General features: G+C 64.0%; 27 protein-coding genes. 15 read left to right on the forward strand and 12 right to left on the reverse strand.

Translation table 11 applies throughout. The features are described from left to right. Nucleotide 1: 1 nt before the first annotated feature. The 8 genes from flgG to EJ078_RS20290 form a co-directional block, all read right to left on the reverse strand. Nucleotides 2-790 (reverse strand): flagellar basal-body rod protein FlgG, encoded by a 789-nt coding sequence (flgG, locus tag EJ078_RS20255; protein WP_067002397.1) that lies wholly within the window; start codon nucleotides 788-790, stop codon nucleotides 2-4. A gap of 9 nt (nucleotides 791-799) precedes the next feature. Further along, complete coding sequence (locus EJ078_RS20260) at nucleotides 800-1,129, reverse strand: flagellar hook-basal body complex protein FliE (RefSeq protein WP_095800438.1); 330 nt, start codon at nucleotides 1,127-1,129, stop codon at nucleotides 800-802. Continuing rightward, nucleotides 1,129-1,545 (reverse strand): flagellar basal body rod protein FlgC, encoded by a 417-nt coding sequence (gene flgC, locus EJ078_RS20265; protein ID WP_067326083.1) that lies wholly within the window; start codon nucleotides 1,543-1,545, stop codon nucleotides 1,129-1,131. Before flgC ends, EJ078_RS20260 begins: the two co-directional genes overlap by 1 nt. A 2-nt stretch (nucleotides 1,546-1,547) precedes the next feature. After that, nucleotides 1,548-1,928 carry a flagellar basal body rod protein FlgB gene (gene flgB / locus EJ078_RS20270; protein ID WP_127216565.1) on the reverse strand — a complete coding sequence of 127 codons (381 nt, stop codon included), beginning with the start codon at nucleotides 1,926-1,928 and terminating at the stop codon, nucleotides 1,548-1,550. Nucleotides 1,929-2,017: 89 nt separating this feature from the next. Further along, complete coding sequence (locus tag EJ078_RS20275) at nucleotides 2,018-2,677, reverse strand: hypothetical protein (protein ID WP_127403493.1); 660 nt, start codon at nucleotides 2,675-2,677, stop codon at nucleotides 2,018-2,020. After that, entirely contained in the window at nucleotides 2,658-4,064 is a 1,407-nt protein-coding gene (fliI, locus tag EJ078_RS20280) for a flagellar protein export ATPase FliI (protein WP_127847404.1), read from the reverse strand. The genes EJ078_RS20275 and fliI overlap by 20 nt, the downstream gene beginning before the upstream one ends. 4 nt (nucleotides 4,065-4,068) lie before the next feature. Continuing rightward, on the reverse strand, nucleotides 4,069-4,791 hold the full coding sequence (gene flgF, locus EJ078_RS20285) for a flagellar basal-body rod protein FlgF (protein WP_067002386.1): 723 nt from the start codon (nucleotides 4,789-4,791) through the stop codon (nucleotides 4,069-4,071). 7 nt (nucleotides 4,792-4,798) lie between these two features. Beyond that, nucleotides 4,799-5,575: a DUF1217 domain-containing protein gene (locus tag EJ078_RS20290; RefSeq protein ID WP_067326092.1), complete on the reverse strand. Its 777-nt coding sequence runs from the start codon at nucleotides 5,573-5,575 to the stop codon at nucleotides 4,799-4,801. Nucleotides 5,576-5,719: 144 nt separating this feature from the next. Here EJ078_RS20290 and motA point away from each other — a divergent pair, with 144 nt between their 5' ends. The 6 genes from motA to EJ078_RS20320 are packed head-to-tail and all read left to right on the forward strand — an operon-like array spanning nucleotide 5,720 to nucleotide 10,606. Continuing rightward, entirely contained in the window at nucleotides 5,720-6,595 is an 876-nt protein-coding gene (gene motA / locus EJ078_RS20295; protein WP_067002381.1) for a flagellar motor stator protein MotA, read from the forward strand. A gap of 34 nt (nucleotides 6,596-6,629) precedes the next feature. Next, nucleotides 6,630-7,565 (forward strand): FliM/FliN family flagellar motor switch protein, encoded by a 936-nt coding sequence (locus EJ078_RS20300; protein ID WP_127215194.1) that lies wholly within the window; start codon nucleotides 6,630-6,632, stop codon nucleotides 7,563-7,565. 30 nt (nucleotides 7,566-7,595) lie between these two features. Next, nucleotides 7,596-7,982 (forward strand): flagellar motor switch protein FliN, encoded by a 387-nt coding sequence (gene fliN / locus EJ078_RS20305; RefSeq protein ID WP_095800432.1) that lies wholly within the window; start codon nucleotides 7,596-7,598, stop codon nucleotides 7,980-7,982. A gap of 43 nt (nucleotides 7,983-8,025) precedes the next feature. After that, complete coding sequence (locus EJ078_RS20310) at nucleotides 8,026-9,042, forward strand: flagellar motor switch protein FliG (RefSeq protein ID WP_127215193.1); 1,017 nt, start codon at nucleotides 8,026-8,028, stop codon at nucleotides 9,040-9,042. 24 nt (nucleotides 9,043-9,066) lie between these two features. Continuing rightward, nucleotides 9,067-10,149 carry a flagellar biosynthesis protein FlhB gene (gene flhB / locus EJ078_RS20315; RefSeq protein ID WP_127215192.1) on the forward strand — a complete coding sequence of 361 codons (1,083 nt, stop codon included), beginning with the start codon at nucleotides 9,067-9,069 and terminating at the stop codon, nucleotides 10,147-10,149. A gap of 19 nt (nucleotides 10,150-10,168) precedes the next feature. Then, nucleotides 10,169-10,606 (forward strand): hypothetical protein, encoded by a 438-nt coding sequence (locus EJ078_RS20320; RefSeq protein WP_067002370.1) that lies wholly within the window; start codon nucleotides 10,169-10,171, stop codon nucleotides 10,604-10,606. A gap of 35 nt (nucleotides 10,607-10,641) precedes the next feature. On the opposite strand, the gene EJ078_RS20325 is transcribed toward EJ078_RS20320, so the two are convergent. The 3 genes from EJ078_RS20325 to EJ078_RS20335 form a co-directional block, all read right to left on the reverse strand. After that, on the reverse strand, nucleotides 10,642-11,412 hold the full coding sequence (locus tag EJ078_RS20325) for a helix-turn-helix transcriptional regulator (RefSeq protein WP_127215191.1): 771 nt from the start codon (nucleotides 11,410-11,412) through the stop codon (nucleotides 10,642-10,644). After that, on the reverse strand, nucleotides 11,409-12,119 hold the full coding sequence (locus tag EJ078_RS20330; protein WP_127215190.1) for a helix-turn-helix transcriptional regulator: 711 nt from the start codon (nucleotides 12,117-12,119) through the stop codon (nucleotides 11,409-11,411). The genes EJ078_RS20325 and EJ078_RS20330 overlap by 4 nt, the downstream gene beginning before the upstream one ends. 427 nt (nucleotides 12,120-12,546) lie before the next feature. After that, nucleotides 12,547-13,578: a histone deacetylase family protein gene (locus EJ078_RS20335; protein ID WP_127215189.1), complete on the reverse strand. Its 1,032-nt coding sequence runs from the start codon at nucleotides 13,576-13,578 to the stop codon at nucleotides 12,547-12,549. 168 nt (nucleotides 13,579-13,746) lie between these two features. Here EJ078_RS20335 and EJ078_RS20340 point away from each other — a divergent pair, with 168 nt between their 5' ends. The 8 genes from EJ078_RS20340 to EJ078_RS20375 all read left to right on the forward strand — a co-directional run bounded on the left by EJ078_RS20340 (nucleotide 13,747) and on the right by EJ078_RS20375 (nucleotide 24,393). After that, nucleotides 13,747-15,405: an amidohydrolase gene (locus EJ078_RS20340; RefSeq protein ID WP_127215188.1), complete on the forward strand. Its 1,659-nt coding sequence runs from the start codon at nucleotides 13,747-13,749 to the stop codon at nucleotides 15,403-15,405. 143 nt (nucleotides 15,406-15,548) lie between these two features. Next, a complete protein-coding gene (locus EJ078_RS20345) occupies nucleotides 15,549-16,649 on the forward strand; it encodes an ABC transporter ATP-binding protein (RefSeq protein WP_067326113.1) in 1,101 nt (366 codons plus the stop codon). Then, entirely contained in the window at nucleotides 16,649-17,596 is a 948-nt protein-coding gene (locus EJ078_RS20350) for an ABC transporter permease (RefSeq protein WP_082953946.1), read from the forward strand. The genes EJ078_RS20345 and EJ078_RS20350 overlap by 1 nt, the downstream gene beginning before the upstream one ends. Then, nucleotides 17,589-18,401 (forward strand): ABC transporter permease, encoded by an 813-nt coding sequence (locus tag EJ078_RS20355; RefSeq protein WP_095777180.1) that lies wholly within the window; start codon nucleotides 17,589-17,591, stop codon nucleotides 18,399-18,401. The genes EJ078_RS20350 and EJ078_RS20355 overlap by 8 nt, the downstream gene beginning before the upstream one ends. 47 nt (nucleotides 18,402-18,448) lie before the next feature. Continuing rightward, the gene (locus EJ078_RS20360; RefSeq protein ID WP_164757288.1) at nucleotides 18,449-19,477 is read left to right on the forward strand and encodes an extracellular solute-binding protein; all 1,029 of its coding nucleotides are present in this window, start codon (nucleotides 18,449-18,451) and stop codon (nucleotides 19,475-19,477) included. Nucleotides 19,478-19,542: 65 nt separating this feature from the next. Continuing rightward, nucleotides 19,543-20,739, forward strand: coding sequence for a serine hydrolase (locus EJ078_RS20365; RefSeq protein WP_127215187.1), 1,197 nt, complete (start codon nucleotides 19,543-19,545; stop codon nucleotides 20,737-20,739). A 30-nt stretch (nucleotides 20,740-20,769) separates the two neighbouring features. Then, complete coding sequence (locus tag EJ078_RS20370; protein ID WP_127215186.1) at nucleotides 20,770-21,948, forward strand: serine hydrolase; 1,179 nt, start codon at nucleotides 20,770-20,772, stop codon at nucleotides 21,946-21,948. A gap of 123 nt (nucleotides 21,949-22,071) precedes the next feature. Further along, on the forward strand, nucleotides 22,072-24,393 hold the full coding sequence (locus tag EJ078_RS20375) for a Tex family protein (protein WP_127403491.1): 2,322 nt from the start codon (nucleotides 22,072-22,074) through the stop codon (nucleotides 24,391-24,393). On the opposite strand, the gene EJ078_RS20380 is transcribed toward EJ078_RS20375, so the two are convergent. Further along, on the reverse strand, nucleotides 24,394-25,305 hold the full coding sequence (locus EJ078_RS20380) for a LysR family transcriptional regulator (RefSeq protein ID WP_127217261.1): 912 nt from the start codon (nucleotides 25,303-25,305) through the stop codon (nucleotides 24,394-24,396). It lies immediately after the preceding gene. 106 nt (nucleotides 25,306-25,411) lie between these two features. On the opposite strand from EJ078_RS20380, the gene EJ078_RS20385 reads away from it, so the two are divergent. Next, complete coding sequence (locus tag EJ078_RS20385; protein ID WP_067002729.1) at nucleotides 25,412-26,602, forward strand: acyl-CoA dehydrogenase; 1,191 nt, start codon at nucleotides 25,412-25,414, stop codon at nucleotides 26,600-26,602. The last annotated feature ends 78 nt before the right edge of the window (nucleotides 26,603-26,680 follow it).

Consider the following 26,680-nt stretch of genomic DNA (forward strand, 5'->3'; position numbering starts at 1 on the left):
GTTACCTGATGTTCTTTGAGACCACCGAGGCCATGTCGTCAGCGGCCTGGATGACCTTCGAGTTCATTTCATAGGCGCGCTGCGCCGAGATCAGCTCGGTGATTTCCTTGACCGGATCGACGTTGGAGGACTCCAGATAGCCCTGCTCGATGGTGGCGAAGCCCGGATCGCCTGGAACGCCGACATTGGCCGGGCCAGAGGCCGCCGTCTCCTGGAACAGATTGTCGCCGAGCGGCGCCAGGCCCGCCTCATTGGCGAAGTTGGCGATCTGAAGCTGGCCGAGAAGCTGAAGGTCGGTCTGGCCGTCGATACGGGCAAAGACCTGGCCGGTCTTGTTGACGATGACCTCGACCGCGTCGGTCGGCACGGTGATCGCCGGAATGACGGTGGCGCCGTCGGCGGTGACCAGCTGCCCGGTGGCATTGGTGTTGAAGGCACCGGCGCGGGAGTAGAGCGTGCTGCCGTCGGCGCCCTCGATCTGGAACCAGCCGCGGCCGGTCAGCGCCAGGTCGAAGCTGTTGCCCGTGCTGGTCAGCTCGCCCTGTGTATGGACGTTGCGCACGGCCGTCGTCTTGACGCCGAGGCCGATCGAAACGCCCTCGGGCACAAGCGAGGTGTTGGAGCGGTTGGGCACCCCTTGGGTGCGATCGACCTGGTAGAGCAGGTCGGAGAATTCGGCGCGCGCCCGCTTGTAGCCGGTGGTGTTGATGTTGGCGATGTTGTTGGCGATGACTTCCAGGTTGGTTTGCTGGGCGTTCATGCCGGTCGCGGCGATGGCAAGGGCTTTCATGACGCGGTCCTAGATACTCATGCGGCTGATTTCGAGATAGGCCGAGACGACCTTGTCGCGGATGGCGATCGTCGTCTGCAGGGCCTGCTGGGCGCTCAGCACCGCATCGGCCACTTGGCGGGTGTCGGCGTCGCCTTTGAGCGCCTGGATCGACATCTGCTCGGCGTTCTGCAGCGTGTTGACGGTCTTGGTCGCAGCCTGGCTGAGAGCCTCCGCAAAGCTGCTGCCGACGCCTTCGCCTGCTTTGGTGCCGACACCGCCCTGAAGCAGGCCCGGCGAGGCGGCCTCCGTGCCGTCGATTGCCGGTTTGAACTGTAGTGCCCCGATACCGCCGATCATTACTGGTTCCTCATCAGGTCGATGGTCATGGAAATCAGATCGCGAGCCTGCTTGATGACCTGCAGGTTGGCCTCATAGGAGCGGTTGGCCTCGCTCATGTCGGCCATTTCGACCAGCACGTTGACGTTGGGCATCTTCACGTACCCTTTTGCGTCGGCGGCCTCGTTGCCGGGCTGGAACTCGATCGGGAAGTCCGACGGGTCGCGCGCGATCGAGCTCACCTCGACCAGCGAACCACCGCTCGTCCGGTCGAGCTCGGACTGGAAGCTGATCGTCTTGCGGCGATAGGGATCGGCGCCAGGCGTGTTGCCCGTCGATTGCGCATTGGCGAGGTTCTCAGACACCACACGCAGACGCTCCGACTGGGCGCCAAGGCCGGATGCCGCGACTTTGAGGGCTGCGGTCAGGGCGTCCATGGTCAGCTCTTCACCACCATCGTCATCATCGAATGGAAGGCTTTGACGATCGCCGTGTTGAGCTCGAAGGAGCGGCGCACTTCGCCGGCCTTCATCAGCTCGTCCTCGAGCACCACCGTGTTCTTCGACGGCATTATCGAGCCCGTGACATCCTCAGGCTTGAGATTGAAGCCGGCATTGGTCCCCTCGGCGCCGAGATGGCCGGTCTGGGTGGCCGTCAGCGTCACCGCAGTCCGGTCGAGGACCTTTTCGAACGGTTCGACGTCGTTTGCCGTGTAGCCCGGCGTGTTGGCATTGGCGATGTTGGATGCGATCGCGGACTGGCGCACGGCCAGCCATTGCGACTGCCGGGTGGCGAGGTCAAAGAGGTTGACGGGTTCCATGGGACTCTCCGGGCGAGTACGCACAAGACTAGGCCGCCAGTCTTGCGCGGACCTTGCGCGGAGCGAGCCCGCGGCCCGTTACGAGGCCATCACCTGGAAAGCTGGATCACCTTGTTGGCATCGGTGACGATCACCCACTTGCCACCGCGCTGCTCGATCGCGGCGACGCGGCTGGAGTCCGGCAGGACGGAGCCGCGCTGGACGATCCACAGGCCGGTGTCGTCCTCGATCATCGCGCGGCCATTGGCGACATGCACCATCCTGAATTCCGTCGCGGCCGCAGGGAACGGCTGGTCGCCAGGCGCCGGCGGGGGGTCGTCCTGCACCGTTCCGGTGGCCAGCAGGTCGATATCGGCGTTGGGAACGTCCTTGGCCGTCAGCGGTCCGCTGCGTTCGGCCGCGACGCCGCCGCCGTCGCGTCCCGAATTGCTGCCGCTGCCGCCGAACTTGATGGTCTGGACGCCGAACTGCTCCTGGTTGAAAAAGATATACCAGGGAAACAGCGCGCAGATCAGGCCGAGCGTGATGCCGAGCGCTGCGACGACGAAATCGCTGCGCCGGTCCGCTTTCCTGTTCGCGAGGCGGGGGAACTGGGCCGGCGGCGGCTGCGGCCACTCCACCTTTTTCGGGAACAGGCCGTTGATGAGCGAGTCGCGGCTGGCGTCGGCCTCCTCGGCGGCCTTGGCCTCGGCAATCATCTCACGCAGTATGCGCTCGGTCTGTTGCAGGTCAGTCTCCTTGATCGCCATTCTGCTTCCCCTTGAGATGGCGGGCGAGATCGGTGAACGGATCGGCCGATGCGCGGTCCCTCGGCGACTGCGTGAGCGCCTCGTAGATCAGCGGCACCTGGCGCACGGCGATGTCGAGCTCGGCGTCGGCGCCGCCCTGATAGGCGCCGAGCAGACGGATGTCGCGCGTGTCCTCGAAGCGCGCGATCATCGCTTTCAGCCTTGTCACCAGCATGCGCTGCTCCGCGCTCCAGGCCTTGTCGGCGAGACGTGAGATCGACGACAGCGGATTGACCGGCGGGTAGCGTCCCTGCTCGGCGATCGCGCGGTCGAGCACGACGTGGCCATCGAGGATGCCGCGCACCGAATCGGCCACTGGATCGTTGTGGTCGTCGCCGTCCACCAGCACCGAGATGATGGCGGTGATCGAGCCTTTGCCCTCGGCGCCTGGTCCGGCGCGCTCGAGCAGCTTCGGCAGATCGGTGAAGACCGATGCCGGGTAGCCGCGCGCGACCGGCGGCTCCCCGGTGCCGGTCGCCACCTCACGCAGCGCATGGGCAAAGCGGGTGATCGAATCCAGCACCAGGAGCACGCGATGGCCCTGGTCGCGGAAATGCTCGGCCACGCGCATGGCTGTGTCGGGCGCGCGCCGGCGCATCATGGCGCTCTCGTCGCTGGTGGCGACGACCGCGACGGTCTTGGCCATGCTGTCGGCGCCGATGGTGTCCTCGAGGAATTCGCGCACCTCGCGGCCGCGCTCGCCGATCAGCGCCACGACCACCGTGTCGAAGGCCTCGGCGCCGGCGAGCATGGCAAGCAGCGTCGACTTGCCGACGCCGGAGCCGGCGAAGATGCCGAGCCGCTGGCCGAAGCAGAGCGGCGTGAAGATGTCGATCACCCGCACTCCGGTCAGAAAGCCGGTGTCGACCCGCTGCCGCGACATGGCGCCGGGCGTCAATGTGTCGGCGCTGCCGGCGGCATTCGGCCTGACCAGCGGCGGGCCGCCGTCGATGACGCGAGTCAAAGCGTCGATGGCGCGCCCGCGCCAGGAAACATCCGGCGCGACCGCGAGTGGGCCGCGCCGGAAAACGGTGTCGCCGATGCCGGCATCGGCGTGGCGCTCGAACGGCGCGACCACCACCTCGTCGCGGCCTATCCTGACGATCTCGCCGCGGCGCGTGCCGGTCTTGCCGCGCTGCTCGACGATGTCGCCGAGCCTGGCAATCTCCGAAAGGCCGCGCACCTTGTAGTGAGTGGGCGAGATCTCGACGACGCGGCCGCCGCGGCTGAGCAGCGTTTCCGGGTTGTCGAACCGCCGCCAGATGCGTTCGAGCGCGGCCAGCCGATCCGTGGGACCGGCGTCTGCAAGCTTCTCAGGCGCGCGGAGCAGGGACGAGCCGTTCGCCATCCCGTTACTTGTCGCCGAGCGTCTTGATCGCATCGTCGGTGGACGAAGCACTCTGCCGGATCAGCGCAGCCGTATTCTCGAAGGCGCGCTGCACCTGGATCAGCCGGGTCATCTCCAGCACCGGATTGACGTTCGATTCCTCGAGAAACCCTTGAGCTACGCCGACATCGGAGCGGTCGGTGACCGGTTCCGGGGTCCGCGCGGGAACGATGCCCGAATTGCCGTAGCGGACGAAATTGGCGCCGGGGTCGAAATCGTAGAGGCCGATGGCGCCGACGAGCTGGTCGTTTTGGCGTAGCGAGCCATCGGCGCCGGCCTTGGGCGGACCGTTGCGCGGATCGAGCTGGATCGGCGCGCCGCCGCTGTCCAGCACCGGATAGCCTTCGATCGACATCAGCTCACCGTTCTCGTTCATGGAGAAACGGCCGTCGCGGGTCATCACCGTGCCGGCCGGCGTCTCGATGGCGAACCAGGCGTCGCCTTGGATGGCGAAATCGAAAGGATTGCCGGTTTCGGTCAGCGAGCCGTGCGCGCTGGAAAGATAGGTCTTGCCGGACGATGCGAAGGATACCGACTTCGGCCCGGTGCCGGAGACCACGTCCTCGAATTTCACGCCGGTGGCGCGAAAGCCGATGGTCGAAGCGTTGGCGACATTGTCGGCGATGGTGTCGAGACGGCGTTCGAGCGCAATCTGCGAAGATAGGGCGACGTAGAGACTGTCCTGCATGGTGTTTTCAGAACTTCAGCTTCTGCATGGCCATCATCAGATCGGTCGAGATGCCGACCGTGGTCGGCTGCGCGAACAGCACGCTGACCGAGGTCACGGCAGTGGTCGTCGGGTTGTTGATCTCCCACAGGCTGGTGAAGCGGGTAAGGAAGGTGTTCAGCTTGTCGGGATCCTTGAAGTCGGCGATATCGAGCTTCTGCTCGAACATCTGCGCCTGCTTGTCGATGTCGGCCGACGCGATGGAGTCGGGCAGGCCGAGAGCCGTGCGCACCACGCTCGAAAGGGCCGTGTCGGCGAGCACGTCATACCAGCTGTTGATGTCAGGCGCCTTACGCTGGAAATAGAGCGCCAGCCGCACGCCCTGATTGGTCTCGCCGGCATTCTCCTCCAGCGTCTGGCGCATGTATTTGTCGACCGCGCCTTGCTGGGCGGAAGGATAGAGCGTGGCGGTCGAGCCGTAAGCCGCAAAGTTGAACGCTTTGACGAAGTCGGCGTAACGTTTGTCGCTCAGCTTGTTGGCGAAGCTGTCGGAGTCGGACACGCCTTCCTTGAGCGCCTTGACCATGAAGGCCTTGGCATAGGCCATGTCTTCCAGCCCGTACGCCTTCATCGCGTAGTTGAACAGCCGAGTGTTGTTGACGAAATCGTCGATGCTTTTGACGTTGCCGATATTGGCCAAATAGTAGTCGGTGTCACGCTTCACGACGGGCTGCGACTCGACCTGGTCGATTGCCTTTGGGATGTCCTTGGCGATGAGCTGATAGCTCGTATAGGTGTTCAACATCTGCGCCTCCGGCCGAAGCTTTCCGGTGACGATAGCGATGCTTCCTTGTGCGAGGCTGAATCGGTTTCCGCATCGCGATTCAAGCCTCACACAAGGCACGAGGACTATCCCTGATCCCCGACGTGACATGCGGAAGGACCTGTCGTGGGTATTCTGATCGGACTTGTGGTGACGCTTGGCTGCGTGCTCGGTGGCTTCATGGCCATGGGTGGGCATCTGCATGTGCTGATCCAGCCTTGGGAAGCGGTGGTCATCTGCGGCGCAGCGCTCGGCACTTTCCTTGTCGCCAACCCGATGAAGACGGTCAAGGACACCGGCAAGGGCATTCTCGAGGCCTTCAAGCAGGCCGTGCCGAAGGAGCGCGACTATCTCGAAACGCTTGGCGTCCTGCACAGCCTGATGCGCGAGTTGCGATCGAAGTCGCGCAGCGAGGTCGAGGCGCATATCGACAATCCGGAAGAGTCGGCGATCTTCCAGGCGTTCCCGACGGTGCTCAAGAACCACGACCTGACGCATTTCATCTGCGACTATTGCCGCATCATCATCATCGGCAATGCGCGCTCGCACGAGATCGAGGCGCTGATGGATGAGGAAATCCAGACGATCCGCACCGACAAGCTGAAGGCCTATCACGCGATGGTCGCGGTCGGCGACGGCCTGCCGGCGCTCGGCATCGTCGCGGCCGTGCTCGGCGTGGTGAAGGCGATGGGCGCGCTCGACCAATCGCCGGAAATTCTCGGCGGGCTGATTGGTGCTGCGCTCGTCGGAACCTTCCTCGGCATCTTCCTGTCCTATGCCGTGGTCGGTCCGGTCGCCACCAAGATCAAGACGGTGCGCGAGAAGAAGAACCGCCTCTACATCATCGTCAAGCAGACGCTGCTCGCTTACATGAACGGCGCCTTGCCGCAGGTCGCGATCGAGTTCGGCCGCAAGACCATTTCGTCCTATGAGCGTCCTACTATCGATGCCGTCGAGCAGAGCACGATGAATACCGGCACCGCCGAGAAGAAGGCGGCCTGAGCATGCAGAACTTCAGCCGGGGCCGTTTGGCGTCATGACCAGTCCGGCAAGTCCGTCGCAAACCCGGGCTCTCATCATCGAGCGTCTCGTCGGCGACAGCGGCGAGGCCGCGCAGGTGATCGGCGTCGGCCGCGGCATGGCCGAGCGCTCGCTGCCGCTACTGCAGAAAGCCCTTTCCGGAGAGCTTGGCGCGCCGGTCACCGTCGACCTGCAGGCGGTCGAAGTGGGACGTGTCCCCGATGCGCGTATGCGCGCGGGCGAAACCTTCGCCATGACTATCGTTCCTTCGCCGACCTCGGCCGACGCCATGACGCTCGTCATGGACGCGCCGGCGATCGCCGTCATGGTCCAGGCGCTGTTCGGCGGGGACCCGGATCAGCCGGTGGCGCCGATCGAGCGCGACCTGTCACAGATCGAGACCGACGTCGCCACCACCGTCTTCCAAGAGGTTGCGATGGCGCTGAACGGATCGGGCCGGCGTTCTCTCGAGCTGCGCCAGCCTGTCCCGAGGGCGATGTCCGGCAACGAGGCGAAACGGCGCGTGCTGCGCGACGGGGCGGCGGTTCGCATCATCTATGGCATCTCGACGCCGACCGACACCGGCACGGTGACGGTGATGATCCCGCAGCGAATCCTTTTGGCGACCCGCGGCGCCACCGCCGATCACGGCGGCGACCAGACGACGGAATTCGACTGGCGAGCCCGCTTCTCGGAAGAAGTGATGCGCTCGGCCGTGCGGCTCGAGGCCACCATGCCGCTCGCCCGGCTGTCGCTTGGCGATCTCGCCGCCTTCCAGCCCGGACAGGTGATCGAGTTCGAGGAAGATGCGCAACTGCAGGCAAAGCTCAGCGCGCGCGACAACACGCTGTTTGTCTGCGAGTTCGGCAAGCTCGGACAGAACTACACGGTCCGCATCCGGCATCCCCACGATGGCGGGCAGGATTTCATCGACGGATTGGTGCCGGGCTGAGGCCTGGCTTGGGATTATTGGAGACGAGGCATGGCAAAGACCAACTTGGAAGCCGAACCCGAAGCCGACCAGCCGGACGAGCAGCTCGACCGCGCCATCGAGGAATTGCGCGGCGTGCTGCGGGAGGAGGAGAACCGCCCCGACGCTGCCCTGCAGGCCGGCGCCAATTCCTCGATCATCATGACGATTCCGGTCGATGTGCAGATCATTCTGGGCAGCACCGAAATGCCGGTGTCGGAGCTGATGGCGCTGCAGAAGGGCTCGACGGTAGCGCTCAACCGCCGCATAGGCGAGCCGGTCGACGTGGTGGTCAACGGCCGCAGAATCGCGCGTGGCGAGATCACGGTGCTGGAACACGATCCGTCGCGCTTCGGCATCAGGCTTACCGAAATCAACGCTGCTACCAAGAGCGCCTGAGCATGGACGGCGAGAGCATTCACCGGCAGCGGAGCCAGGCCCAATGACGTCGTTGACGCTGACGCGCCCGCAAAAGGCCGCCGCCATCCTGGTGGCGATGGGCAAGCCCTCGGCCAGCCGGCTGCTCAAATTCTTCAAGCAGGAGGAGCTGAAGGCGTTGATCGAGGGCGCGCGGCTGCTGCGCACCATTCCGCAAACCGACCTGGAGCGCATCGTTGCGGAATTCGAGGCCGAGTTCACCGAGGGCGCAGGCCTGCTCGATTCGGCGGACCGGATGGACACGATCCTCAACGAATCGCTGTCGCCGGAGGAAATGAGCGCGATCATGGGCGAGAAGAAGTTCGAGCCCGCTCCTGAGGGACCGCCGCCGATCTGGCCGGATCTGGAAAAGCTCGAGCCGACGCGCCTGGGCACCTTCCTCGCCGGCGAACACCCGCAAACGTCCGCCATGGTGCTGTCGAAGCTTGCGCCGCAGACCGCGGCCAATGTGCTGCTGACGATGGAAAAGCCGATACGCAGCCAGATCATCAAGCGCATGGTGACGATGGCCAACATTCCGGATGCGGCAGCCAGGATCGTCGAGAACCAGTTGCGCGCCAGCGTGCTTTCGCAAAAAGCGACCAGGGACACCTCGGTCGGCCAGGAGCGCGTCGCCAGCGTGCTCAACGAGATGGCCAAGCCCGAGCTCGACGAACTCATGCAGGATCTGGAGGAAGCGGGCACGCCCGATCTGGCCGGGGTCAGGTCGCGGCTGTTTGCCTTCGACGACTTGCCGCTGCTCGCCCAGAAGGCGCGCGTGCTTCTGTTCGACGGGCTGTCGACGGAGCTCGTCACACTGGCTTTGCGCGGCGCGCCGGCGGAGCTAACCGAATCCGTGCTGTCGGCGATCGGCGCTCGCTCGCGCCGCATGATCGAATCCGAGCTCGGACAGGGATCGGAAGGTATCGCGCTGGCCGACATCATGGCGGCGCGAAAGACGATCGCCGTGGCGACCATTCGTCTCTCGCGGCAGGGAGCGTTCGAGCTTCCCTCGATGCAGACCGCCGCCGAAGCCGCCTGACGATAGCGATGCGGTCAGGGCACCATGGCTGAGGCGGTCGACAAGGATTCCAAAACCGAGGAAGCCACAGAAAAGAAGATCCGCGACACGATCGAGCAGGGCAAGCTGCCTCACTCGCGCGAGACGGCGATCTTCGCTTCCTTCCTCGCCATACTGGTGTTCAGCGTCTTTTACGCCAAGGACGCCACCGTCAATCTCGGCATGTTCCTCGCCATGTTCCTGGAAAAGCCGGAAGCCTGGCCGATGGACACCGAGACCGACGTCATCGAGCTCTACAAGACCGTGCTGTTCGAAATCGGCCGCGCCGTCGTCAGCCTGCTGGTGCTGCTGGTGGTCGCCGGCGTCGGCGCTTCGGTGTTCCAGAACATCCCGCGATTCGTCGGCGAACGGATCCGGCCGCAGCTGTCGCGCATTTCGATCGCCAAGGGCTGGAGCCGCCTGTTCGGCGTGCAGGGCTTTGTCGAATTCGCCAAGTCGCTGGCCAAGCTTGCCTTCGCCATCGCCGTGCTCGCCTTCACGCTGTCGGAAGATCACCGCAGGCTGCTCGCCGGCATGATCACCAACCCGGTGTCGTTCGGCATGGTCATCCGCGGCATCTTCGTCGACATATTGGTGGCGATCGTCTTCGTCATGGGGGCGGTCGCGGTCGCCGACATCGTCTGGTCTCGCTTCCACTGGCGGCGCGACCTGCGCATGACCAAGCAGGAAGTGAAAGACGAGCTGAAGCAGTCGGAAGGCGATCCGATCGTGAAGTCGCGCCTGCGCTCGCTGGCGCGTGACCGGGCGCGGCGGCGCATGATGACGGCGGTGCCGCGCGCGACGCTCGTCATCGCCAATCCGACCCACTATTCCATCGCGCTGAAATATGTGCGCGAAGAGGACTCCGCTCCGCTGGTGCTCGCCAAGGGCCAGGATCTGGTGGCGCTGAAAATCCGCGAGATCGCGAGAGAGAACAACATCCCGATCTTCGAGGATGTGGCGCTTGCCCGCTCCATGTACAAGCAAGTTTCAGTTGATAGCGTGATCCCGTCGCAATTCTACCAGGCCGTCGCCGAATTGGTGCGGATCGTCTACTCGAAGAAGGCCGAGCGAAAAGTAACCCAATGATCGGACGCTGTTTCTATCCATGAACCGGCAACCACACGCCAATTCACGCGAGCAGATCGTCGCCAATGCCATCCAGGACGTGGTGGGCGAGCTGCGCCTGATCGAGGTCGCTGACTATATCGCCTTCATCCGGCTGGAGCATTTCGCCTGCCTGTCGGACCTGGTGGACTCGGCTGCGGAGCTCTATTTCCAGCCGGGCACGCTCAGGCTCGGTCATGGCGGCGAAGCGCATGTCGACTGGAGCGGCAGCCCGCGCATCGTGCTCGATCTCGAGCTTCGGCCGCGCGGCGTAACCGTCTATTTCCAGCTGATGCTGACCGGGCAGGGCACGTCCGTGATCGTCAATTACGTCTCTTTCGAGAAGCCGGGCGAGACGCCGGAGCACAACACCGCCCTGCTCGAGGACGCGATCGACGAGGCGCGCATCCGGAGGACCGAGCCGCTCGCTTTTCCCTGACGATGTTTCAGGTCTCGGCGCCTGGCCTGGGCGAGCTACTCGATCAGGCCAAGGCGCAGCGCCTTCGCGACCGCCTGGTTGCGGTTGACAGCGTTGAGCTTCTGCGTCGACTGGGTGAGATACTGGTTAGCGGTGTGCACCGACAGTTTCAGGAGCTTCGCGATCTCCTCGCTGGTGTTGCCGTTGGCGGTCAGCTTCAGGCATTCGAGTTCGCGCTTGGAAATGGCGCGCGTCCTGCCGGTTTCGCTTGGACGGATGCGGGCGACCGACGCGAACAGGGCAAAGCAGCGCGCGTGGATTTCACATAGCGTGTCGTCCGAAAGGGTCATGTCCGGCCCCAGGAAGACGACCAGCCCGCACTGGCCGCGCTCCGCATGCACCGGAAAGGCGATGCCGTCGGTGCCGGGCGCGAGCGGCGCGGTCGGTTCGGACCATGCCAGGCTCTCCAACCTCTGCTGCGAAACGGCCATGCCGCTTTCGGCCCACCAGCGCGGCGTCGTCGAGATGCGGCTGTGGCGCACCATTTCCTCGCCGCTGGCGCCCGAGATGAATTTGGTGGTGAGGCCGGTCGACGGATAATCCGAATCGAAGCAGGCGACGAGGCGCGCTCGCTCCAGCGAGGGGCTGACGAAGAACAGTCCGAAACCAGAAGCGTTGATATCGACCGCGATCCAGCGGCAGCGGCGCACGGCGTCCGGAATGGTCACCGCGTGATGCGTCTCCGATCCGAGCGAGAAGGCGCCGAACGGATTGCGCTGCTCGTTGAAAAGGGCGGCAGCGGCCTCTTTGATCTGTGCGTGCTTCAAATGATGCCGCTCCTGATAGCGGTCGCAATCGCCATCGCGCGGTTCGAAGCCGCGAATTTCTGGATGGCATGCGTGATGTAGCTGTTGACGGTGTTCGACGAGACGCCAAGGATGAGGGCCACCTCGTCGGTGGTCTTGCCCTCCGATACCCAGAACAGGCATTCGCGCTCGCGGTCCGACAGCGGATCCTGCATGGATGCCGCGGCGATCAATTGCGGGATGCTGGATAACGCGTAGCAGCATTTCAGCTGCGCCTTCATCAAGGCCGTAAGGTCGATCTTGCCGGGCTCGGCGGCGGAAAACAGCACGAAAAGGCGCTGGCGGCCAACATTCAACCTCAGCGAATAGATCTCGGCGTGGCCGAGCACATCGAGCAGCCGCGCTTCCTCGCCGCTCAGTAGCGCGCCGGCGTCGGGCGCATGCGCCGCGACCAATGGCTTCGGGCGCACGCCCGGCGCTGCCGTCAGCGGGCCGAGCGCGAGATTGGCAATCAGCCGCTTGCCGATCAGCTCGATGGCGTCGAAAATCCAGTTCGACGACACGATACGCGCGTCGTTTCGATCCTGATCGTGCACCATGGCGACCAACATATAGCTGTCGGCGCCGATATCGGCTGAAAGCTGCATGAAGAAACTGGTGAGATCGCCGCGCGACGCCAGGCGCGAGCCTGAAGCGTCGGAATGAAGAAGCGCGGCGGGACTGCTCATTTTGATATTCTGACCGGAATCGATCCTTGCGCCCGGTGCTGGCATTGGCCAGCGCTCGGACCCGAAACGCGTCACGTTTACGAAGACACACCCACGGGCGCGCACAGCGCCCAACCGAGCCGAATCCTTACAGGGAACGCGAAGCCGTCCGCGTCTGGTACCGGCAGGACGCCGGAACTTAAGACTTTGGGTGGTCGCCGCGCCCCCCGTGGACCGGCTGATTCGGGTCTAATCTACCCGCAGATGAATCCGACATCAAACGCGATTTGACAAAATCGAATCCGCTGGACTCGTGTTGCGACTCAGCGGCTGCTCATCGCGTTGCTTGGGGTGGCTTCAGAGCTGCATCGAGCCGACGATTTCCCGGTGAAATCGAAAAAATAACGCTCCGTTGCAGGTGGAGCGCGTCCGTTTGATCAGATATGGCTCAGCGGTCCTCGAAGCCGGTCAGCACGCCGACGGCGTTGATGCCGATTTCCTCAACCGCGTAGCCGCCTTCCATGACGAACAGCGTCGGCAGGCCGAGCTTGGCGATGCGCCGGCCGATCTTGGGATAGTCTTCGCTCTTCAGCTTGAACTGGCTGATCGGATCCTTCTCGAAGGTGTCGACGCCGAGCGAGACCACGACCACGTCCGGCGCATAGGCGGCAAGCTTGGCACAGGCGTCTTCCAGCGCTGCGTTCCAGCTGTCCCAGTTGGTGCCGAAGGGCATCGGGTAGTTGACGTTGAAGCCTTCGCCTTCATCCTCGCCGCGCTCGTCGGCATGGCCGAGGAAGAAGGGGTACTCGACCATCGGATCGCCATGCAGGTTGAGCACCTGGACGTCGCCGCGGCGATAGAAAATCTCCTGCGTGCCATTGCCGTGGTGGTAATCGATATCGAGGATCGAGACACGGCTTGCGCCCTGGTCGCGGGACCATTGCGCGACGACGGCGGCGTTGTTGATGAAGCAGTAGCCGCCCATGAAGGCAGCGCCGGCGTGGTGGCCGGGCGGGCGGCAGAGCGCGAAGGCGGTCCGCTCGCCGCCCTTGACCAGGGCGGCCGCCGTCAGCGCGACGTCATAGGATGACTTGATCGCCTTCCATGTGCCTTCGACGAAAGTGGCGCCGGCATCGAAGGAATAGTAGCCGAGCAGGGCGTCGATGCGCTTCGGCGGGACATCGCCGCGCAGGCCGCGCGTCGGCCAGGTGAAGCCCATCGCCGAGCCATTGAAGCCGGCGGCGACCCATTCCGGCCAAACCGTCGGCAGGAAATCGATGTAGTGCGCTTCATGCACGCGCTTGGCGGCGGCAAGGTCGTGCTCGACCGGCCCGATGATCGGCCCCAGCTTCTCGCTTTCCACCCTTGCCTTGATGAATTCGGCCCGCGAGGGCTTCTCGAAACCCGGCACGATCGCCGAGGTGACCAATTCCATCTGGCCGGCGTGACCGGTGTGAAGCGGTGAAAAAACTGTCTTCATTTTGGGAGTTGGCTCGCTGTTCGAGTTCTGGTTTCGGGGCCTCCAACAGCTTTGTGGCAGAGAGTTCCGGCGCCGCCAAGGGGCATTTCAGTTTGTCGTTCGGGCCAGCATGGGACGGCTTGCCAGACGCCAATACTCTGCTAGCCTAGGCACAAATGGGAGAAAATGATGCCGCAAACGGCCGATCTTATCGTCGAGAACGCCAGCATATTGACGATGGATCCGGATACCCCCGCCGCCCAGGCCATTGCCATCAAAGGTGATAAGATAATTGCGATCGCAGATCGCGATAGCGTCCGCGACTGCAAAGGCCCTGCCACTCGTGTCGTCGATGCTCAGGGCGGCTCCGTCCTGCCGGGCTTCATCGAAGCGCACATGCATTTGTTCGGCGGCGCGGCCGAGCTCGACAATCTGCATCTGACAGGCGTGCAGGGCTTCGACGCGCTTCGCGACGCGATCCAGGGCTTTGCGGCGAAGCGTCCGAAAGCCAGGCTGCTGCTCGGCGCCGGTGTAGACTATGCGATCCTGCCCGAGCCGGTGACCCGCCATCACCTCGACCGTATCATTCCCGACCGGCCCTTCGCCATGTCGGCCTCCGACCATCACACGATGTGGGCGAACACCAAGGCGCTGGAAGAGGCCGGCCTGCTGCATGGCAAGCAGGTGGGACCAGGCAACGAAATCGTCATGGGCGCGGACGGGCTTGCCGCCGGCGAGTTGCGCGAAGGCGAGGCGTTCGGTCCCGTACTCGATCATTTCGGCGCGAACCGGACACGGCTCGGCCTCCAAGGTGCGGAGCCGGATCCCTATCCGTCGGCAGCGGAGCTTGCCGCCGACCGCGACCTCATGCATCGCGGGCTTGAGTGGTGCGCAAAGCACGGCATCACCTCGATCCAGAACATGGACGGCAACCTCTACCAGCTCGAGCTGCTCGCCGGGCTGCAAGAGGAAGGACGGCTCATCTGCCGCACCAAGATCCCGTTCCACTTCAAGAATTTCATGAAGCTGGACATGCTGGAAAAAGCCTCGCGCATGGCGGCGGCGTACAATTCCGAGTGGCTGTCGTCCGGCATGGTCAAGGTCTTCTACGACGGGGTGCTGGATTCCTGGACCGCGGTGATGGTCGACGATTATGCCGACCGTCCGGGCTGGCGCGGCGAGCCGCTTTTTTCCCCCGAGCATTTCGCCGAGGCTGCGGTCGAAGCCGACAGGCGCGGCCTGCAGATCGCCGTTCATTCGATCGGAGACGGAGCGGTGCGCGCCGTGCTCGACGGTTACCAGGCGGCAGCGAAGAAAAACGGCAGGCGCGACAGCCGGCACCGCATCGAGCACATCGAAGTGATCACCCCGTCCGATGTGCCGCGTTTCGCCGAGCTCGGCGTGCTCGCCTCGATGCAGCCGCCGCATCCGCCGGGCGCGATGAATTTCCCGCTGGAGCCGACGATCTCGCGCATTGGCCACGATAAGTGGCCGCTGAGCTATGCCTGGCGCACCTTGAAGAATGCCGGCGCGCGGGTCGTCTTCGCATCCGACTGGCCGGTCTCGCCGGTTGACCCGATCCTGGGCATCCAGGCGGCGGTCTTGCGCAAACCTTGGGCAGAAGGCCTGCCGGACCAGAGCTTCTCGCTGCATGAAGCGATTGCCGGCTACACGGTCGAAGGCGCCTATGCCGAGTTCATGGAACACCGCAAGGGGCGCCTGAAGCCCGGATACCTCGCCGATATCGTGGTTTTGTCGGCCGATATCGAGAAGACGGCGCCGGAGGCGCTGCACACCGTGCGGCCGGTCACCACCATCTGTGGCGGCAAGATCACTTTCCAAGCTTAGGATTGACTAGGCCTGAGGCTGGCATGGGTATTGCGTTAAAAAAACGAGTAGCAGCTCCGCAGTTGCCAAGCCGGTGGGCTTATGGTGACAATCAAACAGGAACGCACCTGCCGCCAAGAGCAGGCTCTCTCAATGGGGTAATCGTGCCGGAACAACCGGGTAAGAACGCGATCGAAGTTCGCGGCGTACGAAAAGTATTTGGAACCGGTGAAAACCAGGTAGCCGCTCTCGACACGGTGTCCGTCTCGATCCGCGAGAACGAGTTTTTCACGCTGCTCGGCCCGTCCGGATGCGGAAAGACGACGCTTTTGAGACTGATTGCCGGCTTCGATTTCCCAAGCGCCGGCGAAATCATGCTGCACGGCCAGGACATCGCGCCGCTGCCGCCGTTCAAGCGACCCGTCAACACCGTCTTCCAGAGCTACGCGCTCTTCCCGCACATGACGGTGGCGCAGAACATCGGCTTCGGTCTGGAGATGCTCGGCAAGCCCAAGGGCGAAATCGAGGCACGGGTCGCTCAGATGCTGAAACTGGTCAAGATGGAGGCGCTCAAGGCGCGCCGCACCAGCCAGATCTCGGGCGGCCAGCAGCAGCGCGTGGCGCTCGCCCGGGCGCTCGCGCCACAGCCGAAGGTGCTCTTGCTCGACGAGCCGCTCTCGGCGCTCGACTACAAGCTGCGCAAGGAGATGCAGATCGAACTGAAGCGGCTGCAGCACGAGACCGGCATCACCTTCATCTTCGTCACCCACGACCAAGAAGAAGCGCTGACCATGTCCGACCGCATCGCGGTGATGTCGGCCGGCAAGATCCTCCAGGTCGGCACGCCGCGCGACATCTACGACAAGCCGGCGGAACGCTTCGTCGCCGATTTCATCGGCGAGACGAATTTCTTGGCCGGCACGGTGTTGTCGAAGAAGCCAGGGGCGGCCACGGTCAAATTCGCCAGCAACGCGACGATCGCCGCCGGCTATCCGGAGGGCTTCGATCCGACAGGCGAGGTGACGCTGGTGGTGCGTCCCGAGCATGCCGACCTGGTGCCCGATCCGACCAAGGGCACGATCGCTGGAACGCTTTCCAACATCGTCTATTTCGGCACCGATACGCATTACCACGTGAGGCTCGACGGCGGTGAGAACTTCATCGTGCGCCATCAGAACAGCCGCTCGTCTCCGGTGACCTACGAGACCGGCGCCAAGGTCGGCATCCAGTTCGAGGAGGGCGCCGCGCGCGTCCTGAAAGACTGATGACGACAGCCACGCTCTCCCCGACCATGCCTTCCAAGGCCGCGTTGTTCGAAGCCCAGGCGGTGAAAGCCGGCGCGCGACGCAACCGCCTGCTGTCGCTGCCGGCGCTGCTCATCATCGGCATTTTCGGCGTGCTCCCGCTTTTGATCATCTGCGTCTATTCGTTTCTGGCCGCCGCGCCCTATGGCGGCGTGCAGTGGCGGTTCTCGACCGACGCCTATCTGAACTTCCTGTTCCAGCGCGACATCTTCGACGACACCCTGCAGTTCACGCCGGACTTCCTGATCATCTATCTGCGCTCGTTCCTGTTCGCGGTGGTGACGACGATCATCTGCCTGCTGCTCGGATTTCCGACCGCCTATTTCATGGCGACGCGACCGCCGGCGCAGCGCAACTGGTGGGTGCTTCTGATCACCATCCCGTTCTGGTCGAACCTTTTGGTCCGCACGCTGGCGATCATGTTCATCATCCGCGACGAAGGGCTGATCAATAACGCGCTGCTGGGGCTCGGCGTGATCGATAAGCCGATCACCATGCTCTACACCAATTTCGCAATCCAACTCGGCCTGCTCTATGCCTTTCTGCCGTTCATGGTGCTGCCGCTCTATTCCAGCCTGGAGAAGCTCGATTTCCGGCTGATCGAGGCGGCCTACGACCTCTATGCGACGCGCCGCCAGGTGTTGTGGCGGGTGATCATCCCGCTGTCGAAGCCCGGCATCATCGCCGGCTGCCTGCTCGTCTTCATCCCGGCGCTCGGCGCTTATGTCACGCCGCTGATCCTCGGCGGGGGCGTCCACCTGATGATCGGCGATCTCATCGCCCAGCAATTCGGATCGGGGCGCAACTGGCCGCTCGGCTGCGCGCAGGCGCTGATCCTGATGGCCGCGGTGCTGGTGGCGCTGTTCTTCTACGTCCGCAATACGTCAGGGAAGGTGCAGCATGGCTGAGCCGCGCAGCATCGACATCAAGGAGCAGCCGGGCTTCCGCTCGATTGCTGTCATCTGCCTGCTGGTGCTCTACGTGCCGGTGCTGATCCTGATGATCTTCTCGCTGAACAGCGGCTCGCTGGTCACGCATTGGGAGGGCGTCACGCTCGGCTGGTACGGCAGCGCATTGCGCAACGAGGAATTCCACAACGCTGCCCGCAACACGCTGATCATCTCGATCAGCGCCACGATAATCTCTACCGTGTGCGCGACGCTCGCGGCGATCGGCATGACAAGAGTGAAGCCGTGGCGCGGGCTGGCGGCGGCCTTCATGGTCATCAATCTGCCACTGATGGTGCCGGAAATCATCACGGCGGTGGCGACGCTCTCCTTCTTCGCGCTGATCGCCGGCACGTTCGGGCTGAATTTCGGCATCGGCAATCTGATCCTCGCCCACACCGTGTTCTGCATTCCGTTCGCCTACATGCCGATCCGGGCGCGGCTGGAAGACATGGACCTGACGCTGGAATATGCCGCCGCCGACCTTTACGCGACGCCGTGGAAGGCCTTCAAGCGCATCACGCTGCCGTTGCTTGTTCCCGGCATCATGTCGGGCGCAGCACTCGCCTTCATCGTCTCATTCGACGATTTCACCATCACCCAGCTCGTCGCCGGCCCCGGCCAGACGACTTTGCCCCTCTATATCTGGAACCAGATCCGGCGGCCGATGACGCCGGAGATCAACGCCATCTCCACCATCCTGCTTTTGGTGTCGATCCTGTTCGTCTCGGTCTCGTTCCTGATCGCGCGGCGACGCGCCAAATGATCCGTGAGCTCCAACACAAAACAATGGGAAGGCAAGGAGAACATTAAATGTCTGGAAAACTGATGGCGGCCGTTTCCGCGGCCGTGCTGTTATGGGCCGTTCCGGCGCTCGCCGACGGCGAATTGCATATCTACAACTGGGGCGACTACACCAACCCCAAGCTGATCGAGAAGTTCGAAAAGCAGTACAACGTCAAGGTGACGCTGGACGACTACGATTCCAACGAAACCATGCTGTCCAAGGTGCGCGCCGGCAATTCGGGCTACGACATCGTCGTGCCGTCCGACTACACCGTGAAGATCATGATCGAGGAGGGCCTGCTCGAAAAGACCGAGCCCAACGCGATGCCGAACGGCAAGAACATCGATCCACGCTTCCTCGATATCTACTGGGACTCCGGACGCCATTACACCGCGCCGTGGCAATTCGGCACGACGGCGTTCTCCGTCAATACGGATAAGTTCAAGGGCGACATCAACACGCTGGCCATCCTGTTCAACCCGCCGGACGAACTGAAGGGCCAGATCAACGTGCTCGACGACGTCAACACCGTCATGCACGCGGCCGAGCGCTATGCCGGCGTGCCGCGCTGCGGCTCAGACAAGGCCAGCCTGAAAAAGATCAACGACATACTGATGGCCGCCAAGCCGTCATGGAAGACCTTCAGCTACGACACGATCACCAAGATCACTTCCGGCGACGTGATCGTGACCGAACAGTGGAATGGTGCGGCCTACCGCTCGCGTCAGAAGATCCCGGCGATCAAATATGCCTATCCGAAGGAAGGCATCGAGGGCTGGATGGACAATGTCGCGGTGCTGAAGGGCGCCAAGAACCTGGAGAACGCCAAGCTCTTCCAGGATTTCGTCATGGCGCCTGAGAACGCGGCGCTGATCTCCGAGTATGCCGGTTACGACAACGGCATCGCCGGCAGCCACAAATTTCTGCCTGCAGAGTTCGCCAACTCGCCGGAAATCAGCCCGCCGGCCGGCTCGCCGACGCCGGAATTCGTGCCGCCGTGCCCGCCAGATGTGGTGGAGATCTACAACAAGATCTGGACCAACCTGCGCAAGTAGCTGAGCGGGAACGCATGAAGGGAGGGGAGGCTCCGGCCTCCCTTTCTTATGTGCAGGGAGGATTGATGACATCTTACCGCAACTCCGATCCGCGGCCGCCGATCATGCAGGGCTCGCCACCGGCCATGGCTCTGCCGAAGCTCGACTGGGATCGGCGACCGTGGAACCGCTGGGCCTTCCAGCACGTGCGTGAGTTTTTGCCGACCGTCGAGGTCTGGCGCGGCCAAGGTCATCGCCGTCGGCTCGAGCGCGCCGAGGTCGATCTCGACGACCTGGCGGTGGCGGATAGCGAGGGCCGGCCGACAACGCTCGCGGGCCTGCTCGATGAGACCTACACGGACGGTTTGCTGGTGTTGAAGGACGGCAGGGTCGCCTATGAGCGCTACTTCAACGGCATGGACGAACGCACGCTGCATCTGTCGCAGTCGATGGCAAAGTCGGTCACCGGATCGGTGTTCGGCATCCTGGTCGGGCGCGGCCTGATCGACCCGGCCAGGCTGGTGACGGATTATCTTCCGGAGCTCGGCGAGACCGCCTGGACCGGGGCCACCGTGCAGCAAGTGCTCGACATGACGACCGGCGTGCGCTTCTCGGAAGAGTACACGGATCGCTATTCCGAGATCGGTCAGGTCGATGTCGCCACCGGCTGGAAGCCGATCCCGCCGGGCAGCGATCCTGATTTCCGGTGGCCCGCGCATCTGTTCGAGCTGATCCTGCGTCTGAAGGACAAGGTGCGCGAACATGGCGAGGCCTTCGAGTACCGCTCGATCGAGACCGATGTGCTTGCCTTCATCATGGAGCGGGTGAGCGGCAAGCGCCTGGCGCAGCTGGTCTCGGAAGAACTCTGGCAAAAGCTCGGCGCCGACGAGAGCGCCTGTTTCACAGTCGACAGCGCCGGCTATGCGCTGGCCGATGGCGGCTTCAACGCGACGCTGCGCGATTATGGCCGCTTCGGCCAGTTGATCCTCGACAATGGCGGCGGGGTCATCCCTGCCGAGTGGATCGAGGCGACGCGCAGCGGCAAGCACGGACCGGACTTCAGCCCGAGCCTTCCGGACGGCAGCTACCGCAACCAGTTCTGGATCGAGGATCCACGCTCTCGCGCACTGATGTGCAAGGGCGTGTTCGGCCAGATGATCCATATCAGCTGGGAGCACAGGATGGTCGTCGTGAAGCTTTCGACCTATCCGGATTTCCTCAACGCCGCCTATTCGGTGGCGACGCTTAAGGCCGTGCACGCCATAGCCGCCGCGCTAGGCTGAAAGTCAGAAATGGACGACCGGGAGACAATCGTGACCGGCAACACCGCGTTCGAGACCAGATACGGCTTTGCCCGCAAGGATGTGCGGCTCGATAATTGGCGGCTGAGGCCGTTCTGTCAATGGTCGTTCCAGAATGTCGGCGAACTGGTGCCGAGCGTCCACGTTGCCGCCGCGCCCGGCGGCGAGGAAGAGGTGAAATCGCTCGGCGCGCTGCTCGAGGAGAAAGTCACCTTGACCGGCGGCGCCGAAACAGTCGAAGCATTCCTGAAGCGCTCCGACACTGACGGGCTGACGATCCTGAAGGGCGGCAGGCTGGTCGGCGATTGGTCGGCCCCGCATATGGCGTTCGGTCAGCGCCACATCATCTTTTCGATCAGCAAGTCGGTGACGGCGATCCTCGCCGGCATCCTGCAAGGCGAGGGAGTGTTCGACCCGGAAGCGCCGGTGACAGAATACATCCCCGAAGCCAAGGGCTCGGCCTATGGCGATGCGAGCGTGCGCAATGTGCTCGACATGACGGTCAGCCTCGACTTCGAGGAGGCCTATCTCGATCCGGAAAGCGCCTTCGCCCGCTATCGCCGCGCGACACTGTGGAATCCAGGCGGCGGGTCGGAAAGCCTCGCTGCGTTTTTGTTGACGTTGCCGCGGCTCGCCGAGCCGCATGGGCAGACCTACCGTTACCGCTCACCCAATTCGGATATGCTGGGCATCCTGGTGGAGCGGGCATCCGGCAAACGCGTCAGCGACTTGCTCAGCGAGAAACTGTGGCTGCCGCTGGGCGCCGCGAGCGAGATGTCGGTGACCGTCGACATGGAAGGCACGGCGCGTACCGCCGGCGGCATGTCGATGACGCCGCGCGACCTTGCCCGCATCGGCGAGATGATGCGACAGGGCGGCACGGCCAATGGCCGCCGCATCGTGCCGGAGGCCTGGGTGCGCGACACGGTTGCCAGCGGCGGCAGCCATGAAGCGTGGCGGCGCGGTACGATGGTGTTCCTCTTCCCTAAGGGCCGCTACCGCAACAAATGGTACCAGATGGGCACGCCAAGCGGCGCCTTCTGCGGCATCGGCATTCACGGCCAGTGGATCTACGTCAACCCGAGCGACGAGGTGGTCATCGCCAAGATGTCGTCGCAGCCGGAACCGGTCGACGATCAGCTTGATCTCGATGTCGTCGCCTTCTTCGAGGCCCTGAGCCGGATGGTTTGAGCCGTTCGGCTGGTCGTTCCTCGCAGCTCTTTCCTGTGGAGCTTTCCTGTCGGGTGGAGACAGCGCGGTTGGCGCAGCCGTCGTCCCGGCCTATTGTCGCCGCTCTTTTCGGCAGGAACCAGCATGGCATCGGACATCAAGCGCATCGCAGCAATCATCGCGGCCGAGATCGGCTCGCGGCCGGAGCAGGCGGCAGCCGCAATCGGGCTGCTGGACGAGGGCGCAACGGTGCCTTTCGTGGCGCGCTACCGCAAGGAGGTCACCGGCGGCCTCGACGACACGCAGTTGCGCGACCTTTCCGAGCGGCTTGCCTATCTGCGCGAGCTGGATGCGCGCCGCGACACCATCCTCGGCTCGATCCGTGAGCAGGGCAAGCTGACCGAGGACCTCGAGGCAAAAATCGCGGCGGCGACCACCAAGGCCGAGCTCGAAGACATCTACCTGCCATACAAGCCGAAGCGCCGCACCAAGGCCGAGATCGCCAGGGAACGTGGACTGGTGCCGCTGGCCGAGGCGATCCTCGCCGACCGTTCGGCGGTGCCTGCCGAACTCGCGCTAGCCTATCTCACAGAGGAGGTTCCCGACGCCAAGGCGGCGCTCGAAGGCGCGCGCGACATCCTGTCGGAGCAGTTGGCCGAGAATGCGGATCTGGTCGGCAAGCTGCGCGCCTATATGAAGGAGCGCGCCTTCCTGCGCGCCAGGGTCGTCGCCGGCAAGCAGGAGGCGGGCGCGAAATTCTCCGACTATTTCGATCATGTCGAGCGCTGGGCGAACGTGCCCAGCCATCGCGCCTTGGCCATGCTGCGTGGCCGCAACGAAGAGGTGCTGTCGCTCGACATCGAAGTCGATGCCGACGATCAATCGCCGGTGAAACCGGTCGAGCGGATGATCGCCAACGCCTATGCGATTGGTAGCACCCTGCCGGGCGACCGCTGGCTGATGGAAGTGGCCGGCTGGACCTGGCGGATAAAACTATCGCTCCATCTGACGCTTGATTTGATGCGCGACCTGCGCGAGCGGGCCGAGGACGAGGCCATCCATGTCTTTGCCCGCAACCTCAAGGACCTGCTGCTCGCCGCGCCCGCCGGCTCCCGGCCCACGATGGGTCTCGATCCCGGCATCCGCACCGGCGTCAAGGTGGCTGTGGTCGACGGTACCGGCAAGCTGGTGGCGACGACCACCGTCTATCCGTTTCCGCCAAAGAACGATGTGCGCGGCACGCAGGCGGAACTTGCCAGGCTCATTCGCTTCCACAAGGTGGAGCTGATCTCGATCGGCAACGGCACCGGCAGCCGCGAGACCGAGAAGCTGGTGGCCGACATGCTCGCCAGCCTGCCGTCCGACGGCGGGCCGAAGCCGATCAAGGTGATCGTCAGCGAGGCCGGCGCGTCGGTCTATTCGGCCTCGGCGACGGCGGCCGCCGAGTTTCCCGACCTCGACGTGTCGCTGCGCGGCGCGGTGTCGATCGCCAGGCGCCTGCAGGACCCGCTCGCCGAGCTGGTCAAGATCGAGCCGAAGTCGATCGGTGTCGGCCAGTATCAGCACGATGTCGACCAGTACCGGCTCGGCCGCTCGCTGGAGGCGGTGGTGGAGGATGCGGTCAATGCCGTCGGCGTCGACCTCAACACGGCATCGGCGCCGCTCTTGGCGCGCGTGTCGGGACTGGGGCCATCGCTTGCCGAAGCGATCGTCGCGCATCGCGACGTCGGCGGCCCGTTCGCTACGCGCCGCGATCTGCTGAACGTGGCGCGGCTTGGACCGCGCGCGTTCGAGCAGTGCGCAGGCTTCCTGCGCATCCCGAACGGCTCCGAGCCGCTCGACGCTTCATCCGTGCATCCGGAAGCCTATGGCGTGGCAAAGAAGATCGTCGCCGCCTGCGGCCGCGACGTGCGCGCGCTGATGGGCGACAGTGCCGCGCTCAAGGCACTCGACCCTCGTGTTTTCGTCGACGAGCGCTTCGGCCTGCCGACGGTACGCGACATCATCGCGGAACTGGAAAAGCCCGGACGCGACCCGCGGCCGGGCTTCAAGACGGCGACCTTTGCCGAAGGCGTCGACGACATCAAGGACCTGAAGCCCGGCATGCTGCTCGAAGGCACGGTCACCAATGTCGCCGCCTTCGGCGCCTTCGTGGACATCGGCGTGCACCAGGACGGGCTGGTGCATGTCTCGCAGCTGGCCGACCGCTTCATCAAGGACGCGCATGAGGTGGTAAAGGCCGGCGATGTCGTGAAAGTTCGAGTGGTCGATGTCGACATCAAGCGCAATCGCATCGGCCTCTCGATGCGCAAGGATGGCGGCCAGGGTGGGGCGCCTCGGGTCGGCCAGCGCGACAGCGGCGGCGGCAAGCCCGTACCGCGCTCGCCGGCGCCGCAGCGCCAGCCTGAAAAGCCGTCACAGGGTGCGTTCGGCGCGGCGCTCGCCGAGGCGATGAAGCGGAAATAGCTACCACGCCAGAACAGCCGGCTCCTTCTCAACCTGGCCCCGCAGCCAGTCGCGAAAGCTGGCAACCGGCGGATGGCCGCGCTTGGCGTGCGGCACGACGAGATAATAGGCACTGCGGCTCTGCATCGGCTTGCCCGGCGCCGGCGCCAACTGGCCACGCTGCAATTCTCCGGCGATCAGGATCTGCGGCAGCAGCGCCACGCCGAGCCCCGCCATGCAGGCCTGCGCGACCGTACCGAACTGCTCGAACTGCATGCCGGGGCCGGTCGGCGCGTCGAGCTCCTGATGCTCGAACCATTCGCTCCAGGCGTCGGGACGCGTTGCCATGTGCAGCAACGGCAGGCGGCCGATATCGGCCGGCGTCGCGACCTTCCGCTGCGCCAGGAATTCGGGCGCGGCGACCGGCATCACGGTCTCGCGCATCAAAAGCGTGCAATCAGCGTCCGGCCAATCAGGCATGCCGTGGTGGATTGCGGCGTCGAGCCGCTCGCGCGCGAAGTCGAAGCGGCCAATGCGCGTGGCGAAATTGATCGTGATGTCCGGATGACGGGCGACGAAATCCGGAATGAGCGGCATCAGCCAGCGCGTGCCGAAGGTCGGCAGGATGGCAAGGTTGAGAACACCGCTATGCCGATTGCTCATCAATCCAATCGCCGCATCGCGCAACTGCGCGAGTGCTGAGCGCACCGCGCCGGCGTAGATTTCGCCCGCCGTGGACAGCCTGACATTGCGGCTGTCGCGTTCGAAAAGCCGGCGCCCGAACTGCTCTTCCAGCAGATTGATCTGCCGGCTGACGGCACCTTGCGTGAGATCGAGCTCGCGGGCCGCGGCGGTGAAGGAGCCGAGACGCGCCACCGCCTCGAAGGCGGCAAGCGCGCTGATGTTTGGCAAGAGGCGGCGCTGGACGTTCATGACCTATTACTATCGCTCATTGATGCTTGATGCAATTTCGTTTGATTTTTTCCAGATGGAGGCGGATAAGCCGGGCCATCCAAGATTTTACCGGGAGACCCACCTCATGGCCGCCGAGAAGAACGCCTTCGTCTGGAACGATCCCTTCCTGATCGAGGACCAGCTTTCCGAAGACGAGCGGATGGTGCGCGACGGCGCAGCGGCGTTCGCCGCCGACAAGCTGGCGCCCCGCATCGAGGAAGCCTATGCCGATGAGAAAACCGATCCCTCGATCTTCCGCGAGATGGGCGAGGCGGGCCTGCTCGGCATCACCATTCCAGAGGAATATGGCGGGCTCGGCGCCAATTACGTCACCTACGGGCTGGTGGCGCGCGAAGTCGAACGCATCGATTCCGGCTACCGCTCGATGATGAGCGTGCAGTCGTCGCTGGTCATGTATCCGATCCATGCCTACGGCTCGGAAGAGCAGCGCAAGAAGTACCTGCCGAAGCTCGCCTCCGGCGAATGGATCGGCTGCTTCGGCCTCACCGAGCCGGATGCCGGCTCCGATCCGGGCGGCATGAAGACACGGGCCGAGAAGACGGCGAACGGCTACAGGCTTTCCGGCTCCAAGATGTGGATTTCCAACGCGCCGATCGCCGACGTCTTCGTCGTCTGGGCAAAGTCGGCCGCGCATGACAACCAGATCCGCGGCTTCGTGCTGGAAAAGGGCCTGAAGGGGCTGTCGGCGCCGAAGATCGGCGGCAAGCTTTCGCTGCGAGCCTCAATCACCGGCGAGGTTGTGATGGAAGGCGTCGAGGTCGGCGAGGAGGCGCTGCTGCCCAATGTCTCGGGCCTGAAGGGACCCTTCGGCTGTCTCAACCGCGCGCGCTACGGCATCTCGTGGGGCGCCATGGGCGCGGCCGAGGATTGCTGGCACCGCGCGCGGCAGTACGGCCTCGACCGCAAGCAGTTCGGCAAGCCGCTCGCCGGCACGCAGCTCTTCCAGAAGAAGCTCGCCGACATGCAGACCGAGATCGCGCTCGGCCTGCAGGGTTCGCTGCGCGTCGGCCGGCTGATGGACGAGGGCAAGATGGCGCCGGAGATGATTTCGATCGTCAAGCGCAACAATTGCGGCAAGGCGCTCGACATCGCCCGCCAGGCTCGCGACATGCATGGCGGCAACGGCATCCAGATCGGCTATCACGTGATGCGTCATGCCCAGAACCTGGAGACGGTCAACACCTATGAGGGCACGCATGACGTGCATGCGCTGATACTGGGTAGGGCGCAGACGGGGCTTCAGGCGTTTTTCTAAGCTGGCAACGCTGCTTAAATTAGGTGCAGCGCAACATCTCAGCTTGGAGAATGCCCAGCACTTATGTCAGGGTTCGGC

Origin of the sequence: Mesorhizobium sp. M1A.F.Ca.IN.022.06.1.1, assembly GCF_003952605.1 — a bacterium.
Classification (GTDB): Bacteria; Pseudomonadota; Alphaproteobacteria; order Rhizobiales; family Rhizobiaceae; genus Mesorhizobium.